This is a genomic window from Paenibacillus baimaensis, assembly GCF_025567575.1.
This window is the reverse complement of record NZ_JAOQIO010000098.1, coordinates 1-18,417: the sequence shown is the minus strand read 5'-3', so window position 1 is coordinate 18,417 and position 18,417 is coordinate 1. Positions and strand designations below refer to the sequence as shown.

At 46.9% G+C, this 18,417-nt stretch carries 19 protein-coding genes; 5 read left to right on the top strand and 14 right to left on the bottom strand.

What is annotated here, in order from left to right:
* Nucleotides 1-54 precede the first annotated feature (54 nt).
* The 3 genes from rnhA to OB236_RS28335 form a co-directional block, all read right to left on the bottom strand.
* Entirely contained in the window at nt 55-756 is a 702-nt protein-coding gene (gene rnhA / locus OB236_RS28345; RefSeq protein WP_262686930.1) for a ribonuclease H, read from the bottom strand.
* Between the two features lie 58 nt (nt 757-814).
* The gene (gene recQ, locus OB236_RS28340) at nt 815-2,581 is read right to left on the bottom strand and encodes a DNA helicase RecQ (RefSeq protein WP_262686987.1); all 1,767 of its coding nucleotides are present in this window, start codon (nt 2,579-2,581) and stop codon (nt 815-817) included.
* A 160-nt stretch (nt 2,582-2,741) separates the two neighbouring features.
* A complete protein-coding gene (locus OB236_RS28335; protein WP_262686929.1) occupies nt 2,742-3,620 on the bottom strand; it encodes a glycosyltransferase family 2 protein in 879 nt (292 codons plus the stop codon).
* Nucleotides 3,621-3,810: 190 nt separating this feature from the next.
* Between OB236_RS28335 and OB236_RS28330 the strand changes: the two genes are divergently transcribed.
* Nucleotides 3,811-4,008: a hypothetical protein gene (locus OB236_RS28330; protein WP_262686928.1), complete on the top strand. Its 198-nt coding sequence runs from the start codon at nt 3,811-3,813 to the stop codon at nt 4,006-4,008.
* 63 nt (nt 4,009-4,071) lie between these two features.
* Nucleotides 4,072-4,866 (top strand): copper amine oxidase N-terminal domain-containing protein, encoded by a 795-nt coding sequence (locus tag OB236_RS28325; protein WP_076230371.1) that lies wholly within the window; start codon nt 4,072-4,074, stop codon nt 4,864-4,866.
* A gap of 73 nt (nt 4,867-4,939) precedes the next feature.
* On the opposite strand, the gene OB236_RS28320 is transcribed toward OB236_RS28325, so the two are convergent.
* The 3 genes from OB236_RS28320 to OB236_RS28310 all read right to left on the bottom strand — a co-directional run bounded on the left by OB236_RS28320 (nt 4,940) and on the right by OB236_RS28310 (nt 8,692).
* Nucleotides 4,940-5,257, bottom strand: coding sequence for a hypothetical protein (locus OB236_RS28320; RefSeq protein WP_076230372.1), 318 nt, complete (start codon nt 5,255-5,257; stop codon nt 4,940-4,942).
* Between the two features lie 161 nt (nt 5,258-5,418).
* Entirely contained in the window at nt 5,419-7,005 is a 1,587-nt protein-coding gene (locus OB236_RS28315; RefSeq protein WP_262686927.1) for a copper amine oxidase N-terminal domain-containing protein, read from the bottom strand.
* A gap of 277 nt (nt 7,006-7,282) precedes the next feature.
* On the bottom strand, nt 7,283-8,692 hold the full coding sequence (locus tag OB236_RS28310; protein WP_262686926.1) for a sensor histidine kinase: 1,410 nt from the start codon (nt 8,690-8,692) through the stop codon (nt 7,283-7,285).
* A 177-nt stretch (nt 8,693-8,869) separates the two neighbouring features.
* Here OB236_RS28310 and OB236_RS28305 point away from each other — a divergent pair, with 177 nt between their 5' ends.
* On the top strand, nt 8,870-9,832 hold the full coding sequence (locus tag OB236_RS28305; RefSeq protein ID WP_262686925.1) for an SPL family radical SAM protein: 963 nt from the start codon (nt 8,870-8,872) through the stop codon (nt 9,830-9,832).
* A gap of 36 nt (nt 9,833-9,868) precedes the next feature.
* Here OB236_RS28305 and OB236_RS28300 read toward each other — a convergent pair whose 3' ends face one another.
* Both OB236_RS28300 and OB236_RS28295 read right to left on the bottom strand, forming a co-directional pair.
* Entirely contained in the window at nt 9,869-10,762 is an 894-nt protein-coding gene (locus OB236_RS28300; protein ID WP_262686924.1) for a DUF4868 domain-containing protein, read from the bottom strand.
* Nucleotides 10,763-11,293 carry a hypothetical protein gene (locus OB236_RS28295; RefSeq protein ID WP_262686923.1) on the bottom strand — a complete coding sequence of 177 codons (531 nt, stop codon included), beginning with the start codon at nt 11,291-11,293 and terminating at the stop codon, nt 10,763-10,765.
* 213 nt (nt 11,294-11,506) lie between these two features.
* Between OB236_RS28295 and OB236_RS28290 the strand changes: the two genes are divergently transcribed.
* Complete coding sequence (locus tag OB236_RS28290) at nt 11,507-12,736, top strand: aminopeptidase (RefSeq protein ID WP_262686922.1); 1,230 nt, start codon at nt 11,507-11,509, stop codon at nt 12,734-12,736.
* Nucleotides 12,737-12,872: 136 nt separating this feature from the next.
* Here the strand turns inward: OB236_RS28290 and OB236_RS28285 are convergent, their stop codons facing one another.
* From OB236_RS28285 to OB236_RS28265, 5 genes are all read right to left on the bottom strand, one after another.
* Nucleotides 12,873-13,523: an amino acid ABC transporter permease gene (locus tag OB236_RS28285; protein ID WP_262686921.1), complete on the bottom strand. Its 651-nt coding sequence runs from the start codon at nt 13,521-13,523 to the stop codon at nt 12,873-12,875.
* 31 nt (nt 13,524-13,554) lie between these two features.
* A complete protein-coding gene (locus OB236_RS28280) occupies nt 13,555-14,217 on the bottom strand; it encodes an amino acid ABC transporter permease (RefSeq protein WP_262686920.1) in 663 nt (220 codons plus the stop codon).
* An 83-nt stretch (nt 14,218-14,300) separates the two neighbouring features.
* The gene (locus OB236_RS28275; protein ID WP_262686919.1) at nt 14,301-15,182 is read right to left on the bottom strand and encodes a glutamate ABC transporter substrate-binding protein; all 882 of its coding nucleotides are present in this window, start codon (nt 15,180-15,182) and stop codon (nt 14,301-14,303) included.
* A 24-nt stretch (nt 15,183-15,206) separates the two neighbouring features.
* The gene (locus OB236_RS28270; protein WP_262686918.1) at nt 15,207-15,938 is read right to left on the bottom strand and encodes an amino acid ABC transporter ATP-binding protein; all 732 of its coding nucleotides are present in this window, start codon (nt 15,936-15,938) and stop codon (nt 15,207-15,209) included.
* 808 nt (nt 15,939-16,746) lie between these two features.
* On the bottom strand, nt 16,747-17,364 hold the full coding sequence (locus OB236_RS28265) for a nitroreductase family protein (RefSeq protein WP_262686917.1): 618 nt from the start codon (nt 17,362-17,364) through the stop codon (nt 16,747-16,749).
* Between the two features lie 224 nt (nt 17,365-17,588).
* Between OB236_RS28265 and OB236_RS28260 the strand changes: the two genes are divergently transcribed.
* Nucleotides 17,589-17,927, top strand: a complete 339-nt coding sequence (locus OB236_RS28260) for a hypothetical protein (RefSeq protein ID WP_262686916.1) — start codon at nt 17,589-17,591, stop codon at nt 17,925-17,927.
* Nucleotides 17,928-18,057: 130 nt separating this feature from the next.
* Here the strand turns inward: OB236_RS28260 and OB236_RS28255 are convergent.
* Nucleotides 18,058-18,417 (bottom strand): eCIS core domain-containing protein (locus tag OB236_RS28255; RefSeq protein ID WP_262686915.1); only part of this gene is annotated, 360 nt, incomplete at its 5' end.

The window sequence follows — 18,417 nt, the reverse complement described above, 5'->3', positions numbered from 1 at the left end:
CATCCGCCCGCGGAACAGTCTTCATAATAATTCGCTTCCCTTGCCCTTGCTAGTCTACTTGCGACCGTAATCGGCTTTGATCTCTCCCCACGCCTTCGTATCCCATTTGAGAATCGGATTGCTGTAGGTGTTTGATTGCAGCCAATTGAGAGCACGGTCGACAAGCGTCCAAATTTCCTCGGTTGAGGCGTCGCGCGGCAATGTCGTAGCAACAGCCTTTTTACGAATCCAGCTCATCGCTGTCATCGAATCACTGTACACCGTCATCGAGCTGTCCTTCTGCTTGAGATAGGCCAATGCATGGACAATTGCCAAAAACTCACCCAGATTATTCGTACCCTTGGCAATCGGCGGGTGCTCGAAGATGACCTCACCGGTTCTTGTGCTTACCCCTTTGTACTCAACAATACCCGGATTGCCCTTACTGCCCACATCTACAGATATACTGTCGAGCACGACCTGTTGAGGCAGTTTCCCTCCGGCTGCCTTATCTCCGCTGGGTGAGCCTGCGCCGCCTGAGGCTCCTGACTTGCCCTTCCAGCTTGTCGAACCCGTACTGGTACCGACCGCTGCTTTGGCCGCCGCAAAGGACGACTTCCAGCCTCGGGCTAACGCAGCCTGAGCCTCAGCCGAGCTCTCATAGGCTTTAAACTTGGCTTGCGGATAGCCATTCGTTTGCTGCTGGCACTCTGCCCAGGTCTCGTAAATACCCGGTACTTTTCCTTCCCATACTACATAATATTTTTGCTTGGCCACAGAATTGCTCACCTTCTAACAAGGATAATATAAAGACCGCCTGTATTTCAATTTCCTGCTAATCTTGATAATTTTTGAAAAAATCGATGAAATAGGCCCCATATTTGAAAAATTTAGCTTCCCCGACACCTTTGATTTTCAGCATAGCCGCCGGATTCGTCGGTTTGATTCCACACATTTCCCGAAGCGTGCTGTCGGGAAATACGATATAAGGTGGAATGCCCTCCCGCTTCGCAATCGTCATGCGCAGCTGCCGCAGCTCGTCGAACAGGTCAGCCTCGACCTCACGGGCCACAGGCGCCTGCCGAATGCGCATTTTCTGCTCGACCCGCTCCTCGCCCGCCAGGACAGATTGTGCTCTGGCATGCAGCCGCAGTACAGGGAATTTGCCATCGGTAATGAGTAAATAGCCCTCAGCCACAAGCAACTGGATCAGATCAACAATTTCTTTTTCCGTGCGTTCCTTCAGCAGTCCGTAGGTGGTCAGGCTATCGAAGCCCATCTCCAGCACCTTCTTATTACGCGAGCCTTTCAGCACCGATGCCACCGTTGTCGCACCGAAGCGTTCCTTCATCCGCCGTACACAGGAAAATATTTTTTGCGCTTCGATCGTGATATCCGTCATCTGCCGCTCGGTACTGCAGGAGCTGCACCGACCGCAATCCTCGCCATCATCACCGAAGTAACGCACAATGTAGCGCTGCAGGCATTGCGAGGTATGACAGTAATCCGCCATCTGCTGCAGCCGACGATACTCCTGTGCCTGCCGCTCCGGGTCCCCAATCGACTGCTCAATCAAAAATTTCTGAATGTGGATGTCCTGCGGGCTAAAGAGCAGCATGCACTCACTCGGCTCACCGTCCCGTCCGGCACGTCCAGCTTCCTGGTAATAAGCCTCCATATTTTTCGGCATATTATAATGGATGACATAACGTACGTTTGATTTATCAATACCCATCCCGAATGCGTTACTGGCTACCATCACACGTATTTCATCATACAGGAACTGCTCCTGGGCCTCGGCGCGTTCTTTATCTGTCATCCCTGCATGGTATTTGCCAACCGGAATGTGCTGCTTGCGCAGCAGCTCGTACAAATTGTCGACTTCCTTGCGTGTAGCCGCATAAATAATGCCGACTTCATCCTCATGCTCACGTATATAGCTGAGCATCACATCCCGCTTGTTCTCACCCTTGATAACCGACAAAGCCAAATTTTCCCGCGCAAATCCGGTCACGAACACTTCCGGCGCACGCAGCTGCAAATGCTTGACGATGTCTTCACGAACCTGATCTGTAGCCGTAGCTGTAAAAGCAGCTACGATAGGTCGCTTCGGCAGCAGTGTAACCAGTCGGCTGATCGCCATATAGCTCGGTCGGAAATCATGCCCCCATTGCGAGACACAGTGCGCCTCATCAATGGCGACCATCGGTACCTCCAGATTGGCCAGCAGCTCGATGAAACGCTCCGACTCCAGCCGCTCCGGCGCCACATACAGCAGCTTGTACTCACCAAGCCGTGCCTTGCGAATACGCAGCTCCACCTGGGCATATGAAAGCGAGCTGTTGATGTAAGCTGCGGATACCCCGATGCTATCCAGCCCGTCCACCTGATCCTTCATCAATGATATCAACGGTGACACGACAATCGTTGTCCCCTCAAGGAGCATAGCCGGAACCTGATAGCAGATTGACTTCCCGCCACCTGTGGGCATAATACCAAGCGTATCCTGTCTGTTTAAAATACTTGAAATCACTTGTTTTTGTCCGTCACGGAAGGATCCGTAGCCGTAATAAGTCTTCAGCAGCGTTTCCGCCTGCTCCATCGTGCCTATCACATCATGCTCCCCCTTGCTAAATAAGCGCTTGAATCGTTCCCTGCTCACCCACAGGTATCCGATTCCTGAAACTACCAGAAGCTATCCAGATTCGCTTTGCTTCGGCATATGCTGTTCGAATTCGTTCTACTCCGTCCACACGCATCTGTTATATAGAATGAGCTCCGTCTAATGGGCTTGTCCTGAATTGCAGCGCACGTCTGGATACGATGGGCTCTCCATCCCATAGCACTTCGGTCTTGGCCTTGCGGCTCAACACCTCCGGCTCCTCCAGCAGAACGAGAAAATTTTTGGTTGGCAGCTCACCCAACCCGTGCTTTGCTGACAGCTTATCCAGGTAAGGCCGCATGTCCTCGTGCTGACCCGACATATTGCCGCCTATTTCCGAGAACGCGTACAAGGCGCTGGCTAGCGGCACTCTTTTGACACGATAATGCTCGACCGCCCGTAAAAAGAAATCCCAATCCCAATAATGATACATCTCCACGTCGAACATACCCAACCGCTCATGCAGTTCCGCGCGATACAGACAGCCTGACGAAACAAACGTTGAAAATCTGCGCATTGCCGCTACATCGTGCTCATAGGCAAACACGAATCGCTCTGTCGCCCGCCTTGTGTGCCCCTCCACTCTATAATCGAAAATTTCCACATCCGAATAGACCATATCAGAGCCTTCAATTTCCTTCATCATCCGCTCAATATGCGTCGGCAGCAGCAGGTCGTCATCGTCACACAGCATAATATATTCACCACGCACTAGCGTAAGACCGCGGTTACGGGCATGGACATGCTTGGAATTGCGCTCCATATTGACGATATTCAGTTCCAGCTCCGGGTAAAGCGTTCGCAGAAAATCAACCGGCTCCCCGGCATCGTTCACGATAATAATTTGCAAATGATGATACGTCTGTCTCCACAAGGACTCTATCAGCTCACTCACGAAATCCGCTCGATTATACGTCGGAATAATGACAGAAACGAGAGGCGATCCTCCTGTAAGTTGCTGCCTGTCCATCTCTTCCATCCTACCTGTCTCCTCCCCAAATGTTACAATTCCATACAAAGCCGCTACTCCCAAGATACCAAAAAATCAGCCAAAAGGGAAACCATTCACACTCTCATCCGTATTATGACTATTTAAACCAAAAGGATTTGTGTCACTTGTGTCGAATTGTGTTTAGATGTATAAATAGGTGTACGGGAGGATTTATAGGATGACATGGAAACCGATTTACGATAGTGAACAGTTGTCTCTGATTGTGGACGATGTCAAGCAAGTAGCTATGCTCGAGGTGAACAGCGGCGGATACGTCCCGCATTATATAACATTTCACTGGAACGAGCAGGAGCTGGCCGAGATCATCCAGGCTCTTCAGAACGCCCATCAGGAACTCAAGGACAATCATGCATAAATCCGAACCGTACAGCGGCAGCTAGAAAATGAACTTAAAGATTCAGTCAGGAGGTTTACCGTGATGCTTAGATTGAAAAATGTACAATGGATATCAATAGGCCTATGTCTGTGCATGTTGCTGATCACTCCCTTGTCGGCTAGTGCTCAGGACAACCCTCAGATCCCCATCTATATATCGCAGGAAAAACAGCAGTGGGAACAACAACCTTTTATTATACAAGGCAATACCATGGTGCCGATGCGCGTCTTGTTTGAAAAGCTTGGCTTTACTGTATCGTGGGATAATGACAAACAAATGGCAACAGCAACCAAGGGTGGACTCACCATTATATTGACTATTAATAAAGCAACGGCAGTCGTCAATAAAACGACTTATTTCCTTGAGGTGTCACCGGTTATTCGTGATGGCAGCACCTTCATGCCCTTGCGATTTGTAAGTGAAGCCGCAGGAGCTGATGTGGCCTGGGATGAAACCGAACGCTCCGTGCAAATCAGCTTTGATAACGTCCCGCAAAAGAGGATACGCAAGCTGATCGATAATGTCACGCAAAGCAGCAGCTTCGTTCAAAGCGTCGTCACCCTTACCGGCGGTGATGGAATCAAAAAGAACGACATGGTCATTAAGGATATCGTCATGAACGGAGATAATACCTCCGCCAAAATCAAGTTCGAGGCCGGGTTCACCGTATCCAAAGCGATCAAATCGACAAGCGGCATTACCATCTCTCCTGCCGAATCTGTCGTCTATGAGTTCACCTGTGATGTATTCAAAGACGCCTATGATCAATGGATTCTGCAGACCCAACCCGATGCCATGCCTTATGAGCTAAAAGAAAAGAAGCCCTTTATGCAATAAGCGGCTTATCTCAGCATAAACAAGGCACCTCAGATGATTAACGTCTGGGGTGCCTTGTTGCATGCTCGGCTTATTAGCTGCGGCGCAGCTTCATGTCCTGATACGATTCCCAGGCTACCGCGATCAGTCTATACAGGAGATAACTTCCCAGATAAGCGCCGCAGGCCAAAAAGCGCACATCGGCAAACAGTTTATGGATCGTCGTCATCATGACCTCCTGATCCCGATTAATTTCATAAATCTTCACAGCGGCCATAATCCCGAACACCCAACTGCTAACGATAGCCAGCCAATCGAAGCCAAGCCCGACTCCGTTACCGCGATTCCATTTGGCTGCCGAGAACATAAATATCGGGATCACAATGACTGCTGCTCCTATTGCAAACGTCATAATCAATCCACCTCCACCTGTTCAGTATCGGATTATACGGTACAATTATACGAACACAGCCACACTTATAAGAATGAGGTTCACGCACGTTGTGGTGAAAAAAAGCGAGCCAAGAGGCCCGCTTTCATTGCTGATAAATATGAGTATGAGTTCTATAAAGCCTATGGAGCCAGCAAACGAATAACTTTACCCTCTTCAGCAAGGTCCACTGTCCAGCCTATCACCTCTGCGAAGATCTGAACAGGAACAACAAGTCTGTCACCTTGCAGTGTTAATGGAGCGCTCGCAACTTTCTTGGTGCTGTTGTGAATTACAAAGTCGGAGCCCAAAGAAAACGTTGCGCTATTGCCATTCCAGGCCACCGTTGCGGAACGATCAGCCTCATTCCAGATTAATGTGGCACCTACTGCATCAACAGCATACCGAAGTGGAATGTACGTATAGTTTTCTTTTCTTAGAGGAGTTACATCCATCATCAGCTTGTGTCCATTTACATCCAGCTCGGTGCTGTTGATGGTAAAGGTTACTACGCTATTGGTAACGATCGGTGGCTGCACCTGCGGAAACATAGCCGGTAATTGAGCAGCAATGCCGATTGCCAGAGCATCAGCTGTTTTGAACATATGTGTATAAGCCATGTCTACATTCGGATAAGTAAAGGAATAATCATTTTTGGCATACGTATCAAAGACCGTCAACAAAAAATTAATATGCTCTTTCAAGCTTTTGCTAATGTCAGCTTCAAGAAAAAAGTCCGGGTTCGCTTTTGCAAAAAATTGCGCTTGAGATTCACGATATACATCCAGGTTATCCATTGCTTTCTTCGCACTCAGATAATCCTTGGCTGCTGTCGCTTTTACGTAATCAAGGAGGTAACCAATATGCGAAGCCCAGAGCGGTTTGAATGCATCTGCTGCACCTTGACCGTATACGACAGCGATCGTGGCAGCCAAATCGTCCGTATTTTGTCCAAGTGCAGCAACAGCCTGATCAAAATCCGGTTTTCCATCAATTCCTTTTTGCATCGCCACAATCGCCAGCAGCGCATGCTCGCCTAACACTTGGCCCAATGTGCCTCGAAGATCAACTGTAGTTGATTGAATAGAAGAATTTGAAAACCTATCGGGGTACTGGGTAGCGATACCAATCGCAAGCATATCTGCTGTGTCATACATATGACTATAAGCCATACGTGCCTTGGTGTACGAATCCGTATAATCCTTGTTCACGTAAGCATTAAATGAATCAATCAGGTGACCGATGTGCATGTTCAAGCCTTCCTCAATGGCTGCCGCTTTGAAGTTGTCCGGGTTGGCCACTGCGAAGAAAGCTGCTTGCTTGACACGATAGTCATCAAGCTTCACCACAGCTGCTGCACGAGCAGCTTCATCTTTAATGGCTGCAGCGTTTACATACTCAATCAGATAGCCGATATGGGAGCTCCAAATCGATTTAAACGTCACTCCGGCATCTGGACCGTATACCGATGCAATAGCTGCAGCCAACTGATCCGTATTTTTGCTCAAAAGATTAGCTGTATCGCTGAAATCGACTGCTTTGTCATAATTTTTTTGCATGGCAAGTACAGCTAGCAAGGCATGCTCACCAAGCAGCTGTCCAAGTCCTACACGCAGATCAGAAGCAGCTGTAATGGAGTTACTGGCAGGTGCTGCTCCAGCTACCAAGGTTGGGAGCATAAGGGCCATACAGAGTAAGAGCAAAGCTAATTTGGTTTTCAAAAGCTTCATCAATATCACATCTCCTTTAATTCTCTTTATAGTTGTAATTTCTTCGTACGCACCGTATTTTACATGGATCCACCCTATAATGAGGCCCGAGACATCAGGTTGAACAGAGTTATGCCTAGTTCATCAGACGGCAGCGGAAAGCTTGCATCACTCCAAAAGAGCGCTGCTCCACCAACCCCCTCCACTTTTGTATGCCTTTGCTTATGTATCTATACCAACTGCCATATAGCCAATTAGCAATGATTACCCATTCCATTCAGGTTTGAAGCAGCCACCCTTAATGATCTCCTCGAATCGGTAAATATAAAGTAAAGGCGCTACCTTCACTTTCCCTACTGTCCACAGTTAAATTACCACCAAGCAGCTCTGTCATCGCACGGCTGATCGACAGCCCTAACCCTGTGCCTCCATACTTACGGCTGATCGAACCATCTGCCTGCTGGAACGCTTCGAAGATTGCCGCCTGCATGCTTTCCTTAATCCCAATCCCCGTATCGCAAACGGTAAAAGCGATCCATTCCCCTGCTGTATCATCATTCGTGCATACTGCCTTGCGAATATCCAGCAGCACACGCCCTTCCGATGTGAATTTAAAAGCATTGGACAGCAGGTTACGCAATATTTGCTGTAAACGCATTGCATCCGTTCGAATGACTGCCGGGACATCAGGTGCCATATAGATAATAAAATCAAGCCCCTTTTGCTCAGCAATATGGCGAAAATGGAACTGCAGCACATGCGCAATCTCGCTGACGATCACATCCTCTGACACAATCTCCATTCGACCCGCCTCGACCCTTGATAAGTCCAGAATGTCATCAATCAGCTGCAGCAGCTCCTGACCGGAACCATAAATGATATCAGCGTAATCGGCGTTTTCATGCTCCTCTTTACGCTTTTCCTCATCACGGATCATCTGGGATAAAGAAATAATACTATTCAGCGGTGTTCTCAGCTCGTGGGACATGTTAACCAGAAACTCCGATTTGTATTGAGACGCCAGCAGCAGCTGCTTGGCCTTTTGCTCGACGTCTTTACGTGTTTCCAGTAATTCGTCTGTCTGCCTTTGAAGCGCCGAATGTGCGACCTGAATGTCTACCACTCTGCGCCTTTCAACCTGAAAATCATACAGCATAAACGCAAAAAAGAAACTTAATAGCAAGCTGATCGGAAACGTAACTGGAAATGTAACCGAGAAGTATTGAAAGGCCGGTATGACACCCAATATCCCAATGTTGATGCAATACACCAAATTAACGGTAACAATCACGATCATCATCTTCGTTATGTAGCTCCAGCGTACCCGCTTCAATACGATATTGAGCAGCATGCACAGCAGACCCAGAATGAGAATGTTCCAGAAACCAGCACAAGCCGCGTCACTGATCCCGAAGGATAGTCTAGCAACCCCAATTCCGGCACCAATGATCAACAGTGTTACAGGCTGAGAATACGCCAGCGTGCATATGATAAGAGGTATAAATCGTAAATCAAATATGATCTCTTGTCCGATATTAAGCCCAAACATCATCGTTGCCCAGCCGGCTCCGATAGCGGCAAGCACAGACAAGCCATACTTTAGAGGTCCCGATGCTTCAACTAGTACATATTTATGAACAAGCATCGCCATATAAGCAAGCGTCGTGAGTATACAAATGTTAATAAAAAATACCTTGGTAAATTCCATTCTTTCCTGTAACCTCCATCATTTACGAATATACCATTATCCAGTATACCATATAGACGCTCGGATGCCCCTACCAGCTACTTCGTTTAACATAGCCACTCGTACTTGCTTTCCCGGATGCTGTCTGTTAGGATAAACAAGAACATATATTCCCATTTATTGAGGTGATTGACTATAATGTCTACAACCAAACCTCCCAAAGTACACTACGAGCCGATGCAGTCCAAAACCATACTCAACCCGGTTAAAGCTCCGTCCATGCCTTTTGACTGGTCCATTAATCCGTATCGCGGCTGCCAGCATGGGTGCAGCTTTTGCTATGCGCGCTCAACCCATTCCTTTCTCGGAATTGCGGCAGATGATTCGTTTCAGAACCATATTTTCATGAAATCGGATGCCCCCTCCGTGCTCAGAGAACAAATAAAAAAACGCCTGCGAGGCAGCAAGCGTGTTGTCAATTGGGAGCCGATTGCAATTGGCACAGCTACAGATCCTTATCAGCAGATCGAAAGCAAGGCTATGCTGACTCGCGGCTGTCTGGAGGTATTGGCCGAGTTTCAAATTCCTGTCTCGATCACTACACGCTCTCCATTAATTCTAAGGGATCTGGATCTCCTGCGTAATCTCCCCATCATCTCCATTAATATCAGTATCAGCACGTTGAATAACACGGTCTGGAGGCAATTTGAACCGTCCACGCCTTCTCCCGCCAAGCGTCTGGAGACGGTCGAGAGGCTCACTGCGGAGGGGATACCGACAGGCGTATTCGTCGCACCAATCCTGCCCTATATAACCGATAGCGAAGCCGATTTGCAAGAGCTAATTGCTGCAGCAGCACAAGCAGGAGCCCAGTTCATCATGCCATCCTATTTACGCTTAAGCACTGCGCCAGTCAAGGTATGGTTCTTCCAAACTCTCCGGCAGCATTATCCGCAGCTGACCGAGCGCTACGCCCAGCTGTATCATAGCACCGCTTATGCACCTCCCTCTTACCGGGAACCGATAATGAGGAAGATCGATGCCTGGCTGCTGGAGCACAAAATGACCAATCACAAATACATGGCGACCCCAACCCAAGCTCCGAGCGTTCCTAATGAAACTAATACAAGTACAGAACCTGTTCAATTGACTTTATTTTGAATGCAAAAAGAGATGGTGGCTTAATCTCCCGAACGATTAAATTTCGGCTTTACGCTTTGAATTCGTTTGTAAAATTTGTTCAGAGAACACACCTTTATAAATTTCATCATCCAAAAATTTTAAAATATTTTTCAGCTCTTTTTTATCATTGGGGAAATGGATTTTGTTTTTAACGGCGGTGATGGTCAAACCGAATGCCTGCGCCTTATGTTTAATTTCCGTCACCTTATATTTATCAAGAATGCGCGATTCATCAATGATGGCAATTTTTCTCCGTACCCAGGAATCCGCGTTTATTTTAAAAATGCTGGCATCCTCAATGTTGATTTTTGAATGATTCATAAAGCTCTCCACATCCGTATCTGTCGCTTCACGGAAATATTCAGAAAGGTCGAACACCTGGCGGGCGAAAAAGAACGACGAAAAGCGCAGCTCATCATTGACCACAACACAATCTACGGAATCCGTAATACAAATACCAAATCGATCATCCATCGTAAACGTTTCTTTACTGTGAAACAGGCTGATTCCTTTTCTCGTTGTGATGTACTGCTCCTTGCGAAATTTTTGAAAAGCGACCACAAGCTGCTCTTTTCCGTTTACGACTGTGTGTCTGCCAGTAAAAATAGCTTTGATCACCGGCTGCTGCTTCAGATCGGGAATGAATGCGGCCACACCGATCGGGTCCTTCAAGGCCTGAACAATTTGCGAACTCAGCTTAAATCCGGGAATCACGAGCATTTCATCATATTCAGGTTTGTAACCGCCATCGAAAGCAATTGGCTGCTTATGGTTAACAAACACAGCAGCGGCTTCGCCTAATAAAATACCAACCTCTGTTTGCGCCTGTTGCGTAGTCTCGATGCGATAAACCTGAATGGCCTCTTCCTCCTGCTGGAGCATAACAAATAGAGACTGACCTTCGAACATTCATCTTCCCCCCGATCGATCGAGCAACAAGTATTCCGTAATCCGAATGACATTTGTCAGCTCGTCCTTATTGCGAATAGCCCTTCTGGACATTACCGTATAGCTGCCAATACCATTCTCCGTCTCAATCTCATAAAAATGATAGCCTATAAAAAACAACAGCGGGTTGGCGGTTGGCGAATGGGCCAGCAGCAGAACAACTAACACGACAACAGAAATAACAAGCGACATAAAAGGATTGATTTTATCCCAGACGATACTGGTGAACGGTAATACATAGGAAAGTGCATATTGGATCATGATTTTATCATTAGGTGTGACCTTCTTAACTCTGACTGCTATGACAGCCAATCTGCTTTTCATACTATGAAAAGAAACCGATGCCAGTACAATGAGCCCTACCGCAACAAATACAAAGATGACAGGCAGCGTATACGTTGATTTGCCCAATACCCAGGCAGCGGAAAAAGCAATAAGAATGGGCGCACCGCTAGAGCAAACCCATAATGCTTTATGTACATTGCCAATCATGCGACTCCCCCTCTATGGATATGCAGCAGGAATGCTGAGACACGCTGATCCCACTTATATATTACCATTTATTACTAGAAGGAAACACCCCTGCTTACTTGCAGGATGACCCTCTCAAACCCGTGAACCATCCACCGGATTCGTAATTGAAGCGGAAGATACCGTATAATCAATTATATGCATAGGGCAGGTTCAAAAGGAGGTTGATCGAGAATGCGAGATTTTGCCGCACAGCTGGAAAAGTACGCTGAATTGGCTTTAAAGGTAGGCTTGAATATTCACGAGGGGCAGACACTCGTTGTGTTCGCACCGATTGCGGCGGTTGATTTTGTAAGGACGATTGCCCAAAAGGCTTATCAGGCAGGAGTATGGCAGGTATTGGTGGAATGGGACGATGAGTCGCTGCGGCGCATTCGCTTTTTACATGCAAGGGATGAGTCATTTAAGCAATTTCCAACCTGGAAGGCGGAGGGCTTTGCCGAAATGGCCCGGCAGGACGCAGCTTTCTTAACGATCTATGCCCCGAATCCAGAGCTGCTCAAGGACATTGATCCGGGTAAGATTGCCTTGGCCAGTAAAACGCAGATGAACGAAATGAAGGAATATCGTACGTTCCTGCAAGCGGGTAAAGTCAGTTGGTCGATCGTTTCGGTTCCAACCCCATCCTGGGCTACCAAAGTATTTCCCGAGCTGTCGCCAGATGAAGCTATCGATAAATTGTGGGGATATATTTTTCAAGCTACACGTCTCGACCGCGAGGACCCGATTAGCGCTTGGGAGGAGCATATTCGACAGCTTCAGGAGCGTATGGCTTTTTTAAATGATAAAAATTACAGAAAGCTCTATTATAAAGCTCCTGGCACCGATCTGACTATCGAGCTTCCCGAAGCGCATCAATGGGTTGCCGGCGGCATTCACAACGAGCAGGGTGCCTTCTTCGTTCCAAATTTGCCAACCGAGGAAGTATTCACACTCCCGTTAAAAGAAGGGGTTCATGGCAAGGTAAGCAGCACGATGCCACTGAATGTTAACGGCAATCTGATTGACCGCTTTTCGCTAACCTTCGAAAAAGGCAGAATTGTCAGCTTCACCGCAGAAGAGGGCTACGAAACGCTGAAGCAATTAATCGAAACCGACGAAGGCTCGCATTTCCTTGGGGAAATAGCTCTGGTGCCACATGGATCGCCGATTTCCGCGATGAACGTCATTTTCTATAATACGGCATTTGACGAAAATGCCTCCTCCCACTTGGCTATCGGCAGTGCGTACCCGCTCTGTATCAAGGAAGGTACGGTGATGAGCAAGGAAGAACTCGCCCTTCATGGAGTGAACACCAGCTTGACCCACGTCGATTTTATGATTGGCTCGGAGGAGCTTGATATTGACGGTGAAACTGCCGATGGAATTCGAGAGCCTCTATTCCGCCGCGGGGCATGGGTATAGCGAATAGAGCCGCTTTATTGGTACATGGCAGCAAAAATAGCAGCAACCACGGATTATTGGTTCTAAGAGGCCTTCCGTGGTTATTTGATGTTCCATAGGGTATCTAATGCTTGCATGGTCATTGTCAATACGGCTATTACACCTGACGCGCTTCCAACCGGCGAGCCAGCAGGGATAGTGCAAAATTCACTATAAAATACATGACAGCGGCCAATAGTAAAATCGGCACTACAAAATTGACATCCTGTCCATTAATAATCTGGGCATTATGCATCAGCTCTCCAAGCGAAATCACGACGGCCAGCGAAGTGTCCTTTAACAATGAGATAAATTGACTGACCATCGGAGGCACCATCCGCCGCAAAGCCTGAGGTAATACAATGTGCTGCAGCGTCTGTAAGTAGGTAAGACCTGATGAACGGGCCGCCTCAATTTGACCCTTATCAATCGAATTCAAACCACTGCGCACGATCTCCGCGATCATGGCAGCCTCGAACACCGTTAACGCAACTATCGCCGCATTCATCACACTTAGCTTAATTCCGATCTCCGGTAAAGCAAAAAAGGTGAAAAATATGATGAGCAGCAGCGGCAAATTACGAATGATTTCTACCACCGCTGCGGTCAGCTGAGAAATCACAGGGAGCTTCGTGTAACGAATTATGCCTAAGAAACAGCCTATAATAAAACTGAATACAATTGCGATAAGCGCCACCTGTAAAGTGATTCCAAGCCCTGTAAGCATAAAGCGAATATGCTCCCAGGTGTAAGCACCAATAAAGTTCATTCACGTTCACCTCCAACGCATATTTATCAGCTTATTGGGACCTGGCCATTCTGCGCTCCAGGTAAGCGAGACCCAGGCTCAAAGGGATCGTAATGATCAAATAAAACAAAGCAACAAATATGTAAACACTGAAGACAACAAACGTTTTGGTGGAAATCAGGTCGGCATAATACATCAAATCCAGTCCAGCGACGACGCTAAGTACCGATGAATTTTTGACCAGATTCAAAAACTGGTTGCCGATTGGAGGAATAACAATTTTCAAGGCTTGCGGCAGCACGATAAACCGCATCGTTTGTGCATAAGTCAGGCCCGAGGCACGCGCCGCCTCCGTTTGCCCTTTCGGAACCGCCTGGATCCCAGCACGGACGGCCTCAGCAATAAAGACTGCGGTATATATCGTAAGGCCCAACGTTCCGGCAACAAAACCGCTCATCGGTACTCCCAGTGAGGACGGGCCCAGAAAAAATAAAAATACAATAAGAATGAGTGGAATATTCCGGATAAATTCAACAAAGGCCGTACTGATCCAGTTGAGCGGCTTCACGGGGGATATCCGCATAACGGCCAGCACAGTACCGAGAATAAAGCTGCCCGCCAAGGCAATCAGACTTACCTGAAGCGTATTCAAAAAACCTTCCAGATACATGTCCCAGTATTTGATCAAAATGCTGAAGCTAAGGAATTTGTCCATCGTCCAACCCCCTTCCTTAATGCAAAATGGAATAGGATGAACAGCCATCCATGTAGGCCGCTCATCCTATCGCCAAACAACCTTTATTTACTTGGCTTTTCACCTATCCACTGCTCATACAGCTTATCGTAGTCTCCGCTTGACTTCATTGCCTTCAAAAAGTCATTCACATAAGTAACGTAGCCCGTATCGCCTTTGCGAATGGCCATCCCATATGGTTCATCTGTGAACGTTCCACCGACTACCTGATAATTGGGATCCTGCTTCACCATGCCATACAAAATCGCATTATCGGTAGTCAGCGTGTCTCCCTGTCCGGCTTTTAAGGCAGTGAAAGCATCCTGATAATTTTCAAATTCCAATACAGTTGCCTCAGGGGACTTGGCTCTAATATTATCTGTAGATGTAGAGCCCTTAACCGCCAACACCTTCACACCTTTTTTCACATCTGCCACACTTTGAATCGTGCTGCCCTTTTTGACCAACAGTGATTGTCCCGCTTTAAAGTACACATCAGAAAATTCAACCTCCTGCTTACGCTCCTCGGTAATCGTCATCGTGGCGATGATCATATCGATATCCCCGTTTTTCAACAGCGGAATACGCGTCTTGGAGGTCACTTCCTTGAGCTCCAGCTTCGTTTCGTCTCCGAGAATTTTTTTAGCTAGCGCCTTGGCGATATCAATATCAAAGCCCTCTACTTTACCGCTTCCTGGGTCCTTCAAACCAAACAGCTTCGTATCATATTTGACACCCACAACCAGCTTCCCACGCTTTTGAATATCGTCGAGTGTTTTGCTGCCTGTGGATTTTGGAGCATCACCAGCCGGAGCAGCAGGTGCAGTCGGAGTCGTTGTACCCGCACCTGGATTCGTTGGCGTATCTGTTTTCGTTCCACAGCCTGTCATTACCATTCCTGCCAAACCAAGCATTAACGTAAACGTCATCCAGCTCTTTTTCATCATTATCCATAATCCCCCTCATTCCGGTTAGTTGTGTTGGAGTAATCGACTTAGAAATAGCTGCGCTCGTTCTTCTTGTGGATTGGAGAAAAATGCATCCGGCGGCGCTTCCTCCAGAATCTGTCCTTGGTCCATGAATACGACCCGGTCTGCCACTTCACGGGCAAATCCCATCTCATGGGTAACCACAACCATCGTCATCCCTTCATGAACCAAACTTTTCATAACATCCAATACTTCTCCGATCATCTCAGGGTCCAATGCTGAGGTGGGTTCGTCAAACAGCATAATTTGCGGCTTCATCGCAAGTCCTCTGGCTATCGCTACTCGCTGCTGCTGTCCACCGGACAGCTGGGATGGAAAAGAATTAGCCTTCTCGGGAATCCCCACTTTGTCCAAGTAATGCATAGCCGTTTGAAGCGCTTCTTGCTTGCTAACTCCTGCCACTTTGATCGGTGCCAAAGTAATATTATCAATGACTGTCATATGGGGGTACAAATTAAAATGCTGAAATACCATGCCGATATGACGACGCAGCTTATTAACATCTGCATGTTTGTCATGGAGTTGGGTGCCATTTACGATTAATTGCCCGTCAGTGATCGTTTCCAGACGATTGATACAGCGGAGCAGCGTGCTTTTACCTGAACCTGACGGTCCGATAACCACGACTACTTCACCTGCTTCAATCGTTAAATCAATCTGCGTCAGAACCTGAAACTTCCCATAATGCTTGTTAACCCCACGAAATTCAATCATTTTACACCCCCCAACCTTTTCTTTATGGAGCCGCTGTGTAAACCGTTTCGATACGTTCTGCCTGCTTGTGATATTTACGTTGTTTTTACTATAGCTAACAACTTATTACCACTCCATGCGATTTATGACTCACTATCCAGTTAAATTGATGCTTTCGACATCATACGCTTCCTATATTCCAGCCTAATTCATTGATGTGATTTCATTATCGCCTTGAACATTCAAATATGCAATAATTTTATGTTATTTTTACTAACTTTAATTGTCATATTAGTTAACTTTAATATGCCATCACATTTTGGACACTGTTTCCCTGTTGATCGTCCACGCCTCCCCTCTATGATTTACATAATTTATAGAGAAAGGAGTGATAGCCATGAATTATACAACAAGACGTACTGGAACAACCAGAAGTAGAAGATGCGATAACTTCTGTGCGAATGTATGCAACCAATTTAGCAGTGGTCGGAGCCGCTGTGTAAGAGATTGTCTGGCTTGTCGGCGACGTGCAGTGAAAAAACGCCATCCCCGTGTTTCACCTATCAGACAAGCTCCATGCGGCTGTAGATAACTAGAAACCAGCCCGCAGCCTTGGTAAGAGTAGCAGCAGATTATTTGAGCTAAATATAGTAATAAGAAAACCTCTATCGAGGCCTTTCAAAGATGAGCGACCGCGGTTCAGAGGTAGGTTTTCTTGAAACATAAGAATCCTTCAGCTCCGCTGAAAACTTATAAATTCTTATGTTATAAGCAAAGGAGCCTATCCGTAATTCGGATAAGCTCCTTTTATTCATGAATATATCTTAACTTAGAAACTTTCTTGAATGACTTGATGTTCAATCGGCAGGCGACCGCTAGCGCGTCCAGGAGATGCGGCTTTTCCAATGGATATAATCATGACCGGAATGTAGCGCTCAGGAATGTTGAATTCCTTAATTAACGCTTGCGGATTATATCCGCCCATCGGGACACTGTCATACCCTTTGGCTTTCGCGGCCAGCATCAGCTGCATTGCGGCAAGGGAAGCGTTGCGGATGGCTTCGTCTTTGCCAAGGGATGGATTGTTAGCATAAGCACCATTAATTTGTCCGAGCATCATCTCACGAATTTCCGGGGTTGCATTTTCGAACACGACAGGCGCAACCAGATTAGCCTCCAAATCGCCTAATACAACCACGTTTACTGACGCATCCGATACTTGCTGCTGGTTATAAGCGATGGGCAGCAAACGATCCTTATTAGCTTGCTCCTGAATCGTCAAAAAACGCCAATGCTGCAAATTCCATGACGATGGAGCATTGAGAGCCAGCTCAAGAATTTCATTCCATTCTGCTTCTGGAATAACAACATCACGTTGATATTTACGCACCGAGTGGCGCGAACGAATAACTTCTTCACTAGATAGTTGTTGATCTGTTGTACTCATGTTGTAATCACTCCTATATTTATTTATTTGAGTATAGCACTCCAACTTACATAATGTAAGTATATTTTTAAAAGTTAACTACTCCATATTTATGCATATGAACAATCTTAGGATGCTCAGGTTGTATAAAGTACATCCTTTTATCACAACCTATTAGAGCAAATTGGAAAAAGAAGCAAAATCAGGCTTGCAAACAATAAACCATTACAAGGAGGTTGCCATTCATGGCTCCAATGAATCCATCTTATCAGCAATTTCTGCAAGATCAGCAAATGCAGCAGATGCAGCAGGCTCAGCAAGCTCAGCAAGCTTTAACCTCATCAGGTCTGAGTAACTTTACTCAACAAATCAGGCAAACCCAACAGCAGCTGATGCAAGTTCAGGACGATCTACAAAAGGCTCAATCCCAAATCGATATCCAGCTTGATGCTCAAAAAAGACGCCTGTTTGAAACCCAGCAGCGAATTGAACAAACGATTCAGCAAATGAATGGATTAATTCAAGCTTCGCAAACGAATACACAAGCACAATCGTCGTCGATGAATTCGTTTCCTCAGCAATAGAGTTAACCCCTAAAACCACGTTAAACCGCAAATCAAAAGGCGCTTTGGAGCTAACGGCTGTCGTTAACTCCAAAGCGCCTTTTATACATCAATCAACCTGCTTAATTTTCAATCTTCATGCTCTCGTCCGTTACGATCTGGAGCCACCTGTTTGCTGAACGACATGGGTCAGCTCGTGGGCTAACAATTCCTGTCCGCCTTGACTGCCGGGATCGTACTTCCCGTTGCCAAAAAATACGTCCTTACCCTGTGTAAAAGCCTGAGCCCCAATCGATCTGCTAATGTCTCCCGCTTCTGAGTCATGATGGATCGAAACATCTCCAAAGTCAGCCCCGAAAGCCTGTTCCATCCCCGATAAAGTATTCCCATCCATCTTGGAGCCACTGCCGCTTTTCGTTTGAATTCGTTGCTCAATGGAAGGCGTCACATCGAAGCCTTCACCTGCCGACTTCATTTGCAGCTCCTCTTCCAGCTCGCCGCCTTCTGATTC

Coding starts and splice junctions, on each gene's coding strand:
- recQ (WP_262686987.1), bottom strand. CDS start 2,581: ATGGAGCAGGCGGAAACGCTGCTGAAGACTTATTACGGCTACGGATCC.
- OB236_RS28335 (WP_262686929.1), bottom strand. CDS start 3,620: ATGGAAGAGATGGACAGGCAGCAACTTACAGGAGGATCGCCTCTCGTT.
- OB236_RS28330 (WP_262686928.1), top strand. CDS start 3,811: ATGACATGGAAACCGATTTACGATAGTGAACAGTTGTCTCTGATTGTG.
- OB236_RS28325 (WP_076230371.1), top strand. CDS start 4,072: ATGCTTAGATTGAAAAATGTACAATGGATATCAATAGGCCTATGTCTG.
- OB236_RS28320 (WP_076230372.1), bottom strand. CDS start 5,257: ATGACGTTTGCAATAGGAGCAGCAGTCATTGTGATCCCGATATTTATG.
- OB236_RS28315 (WP_262686927.1), bottom strand. CDS start 7,005: ATGAAGCTTTTGAAAACCAAATTAGCTTTGCTCTTACTCTGTATGGCC.
- OB236_RS28310 (WP_262686926.1), bottom strand. CDS start 8,692: ATGGAATTTACCAAGGTATTTTTTATTAACATTTGTATACTCACGACG.
- OB236_RS28305 (WP_262686925.1), top strand. CDS start 8,870: ATGTCTACAACCAAACCTCCCAAAGTACACTACGAGCCGATGCAGTCC.
- OB236_RS28300 (WP_262686924.1), bottom strand. CDS start 10,762: ATGTTCGAAGGTCAGTCTCTATTTGTTATGCTCCAGCAGGAGGAAGAG.
- OB236_RS28295 (WP_262686923.1), bottom strand. CDS start 11,293: ATGATTGGCAATGTACATAAAGCATTATGGGTTTGCTCTAGCGGTGCG.
- OB236_RS28290 (WP_262686922.1), top strand. CDS start 11,507: ATGCGAGATTTTGCCGCACAGCTGGAAAAGTACGCTGAATTGGCTTTA.
- OB236_RS28285 (WP_262686921.1), bottom strand. CDS start 13,523: ATGAACTTTATTGGTGCTTACACCTGGGAGCATATTCGCTTTATGCTT.
- OB236_RS28280 (WP_262686920.1), bottom strand. CDS start 14,217: ATGGACAAATTCCTTAGCTTCAGCATTTTGATCAAATACTGGGACATG.
- OB236_RS28275 (WP_262686919.1), bottom strand. CDS start 15,182: ATGATGAAAAAGAGCTGGATGACGTTTACGTTAATGCTTGGTTTGGCA.
- OB236_RS28270 (WP_262686918.1), bottom strand. CDS start 15,938: ATGATTGAATTTCGTGGGGTTAACAAGCATTATGGGAAGTTTCAGGTT.
- OB236_RS28265 (WP_262686917.1), bottom strand. CDS start 17,364: ATGAGTACAACAGATCAACAACTATCTAGTGAAGAAGTTATTCGTTCG.
- OB236_RS28260 (WP_262686916.1), top strand. CDS start 17,589: ATGGCTCCAATGAATCCATCTTATCAGCAATTTCTGCAAGATCAGCAA.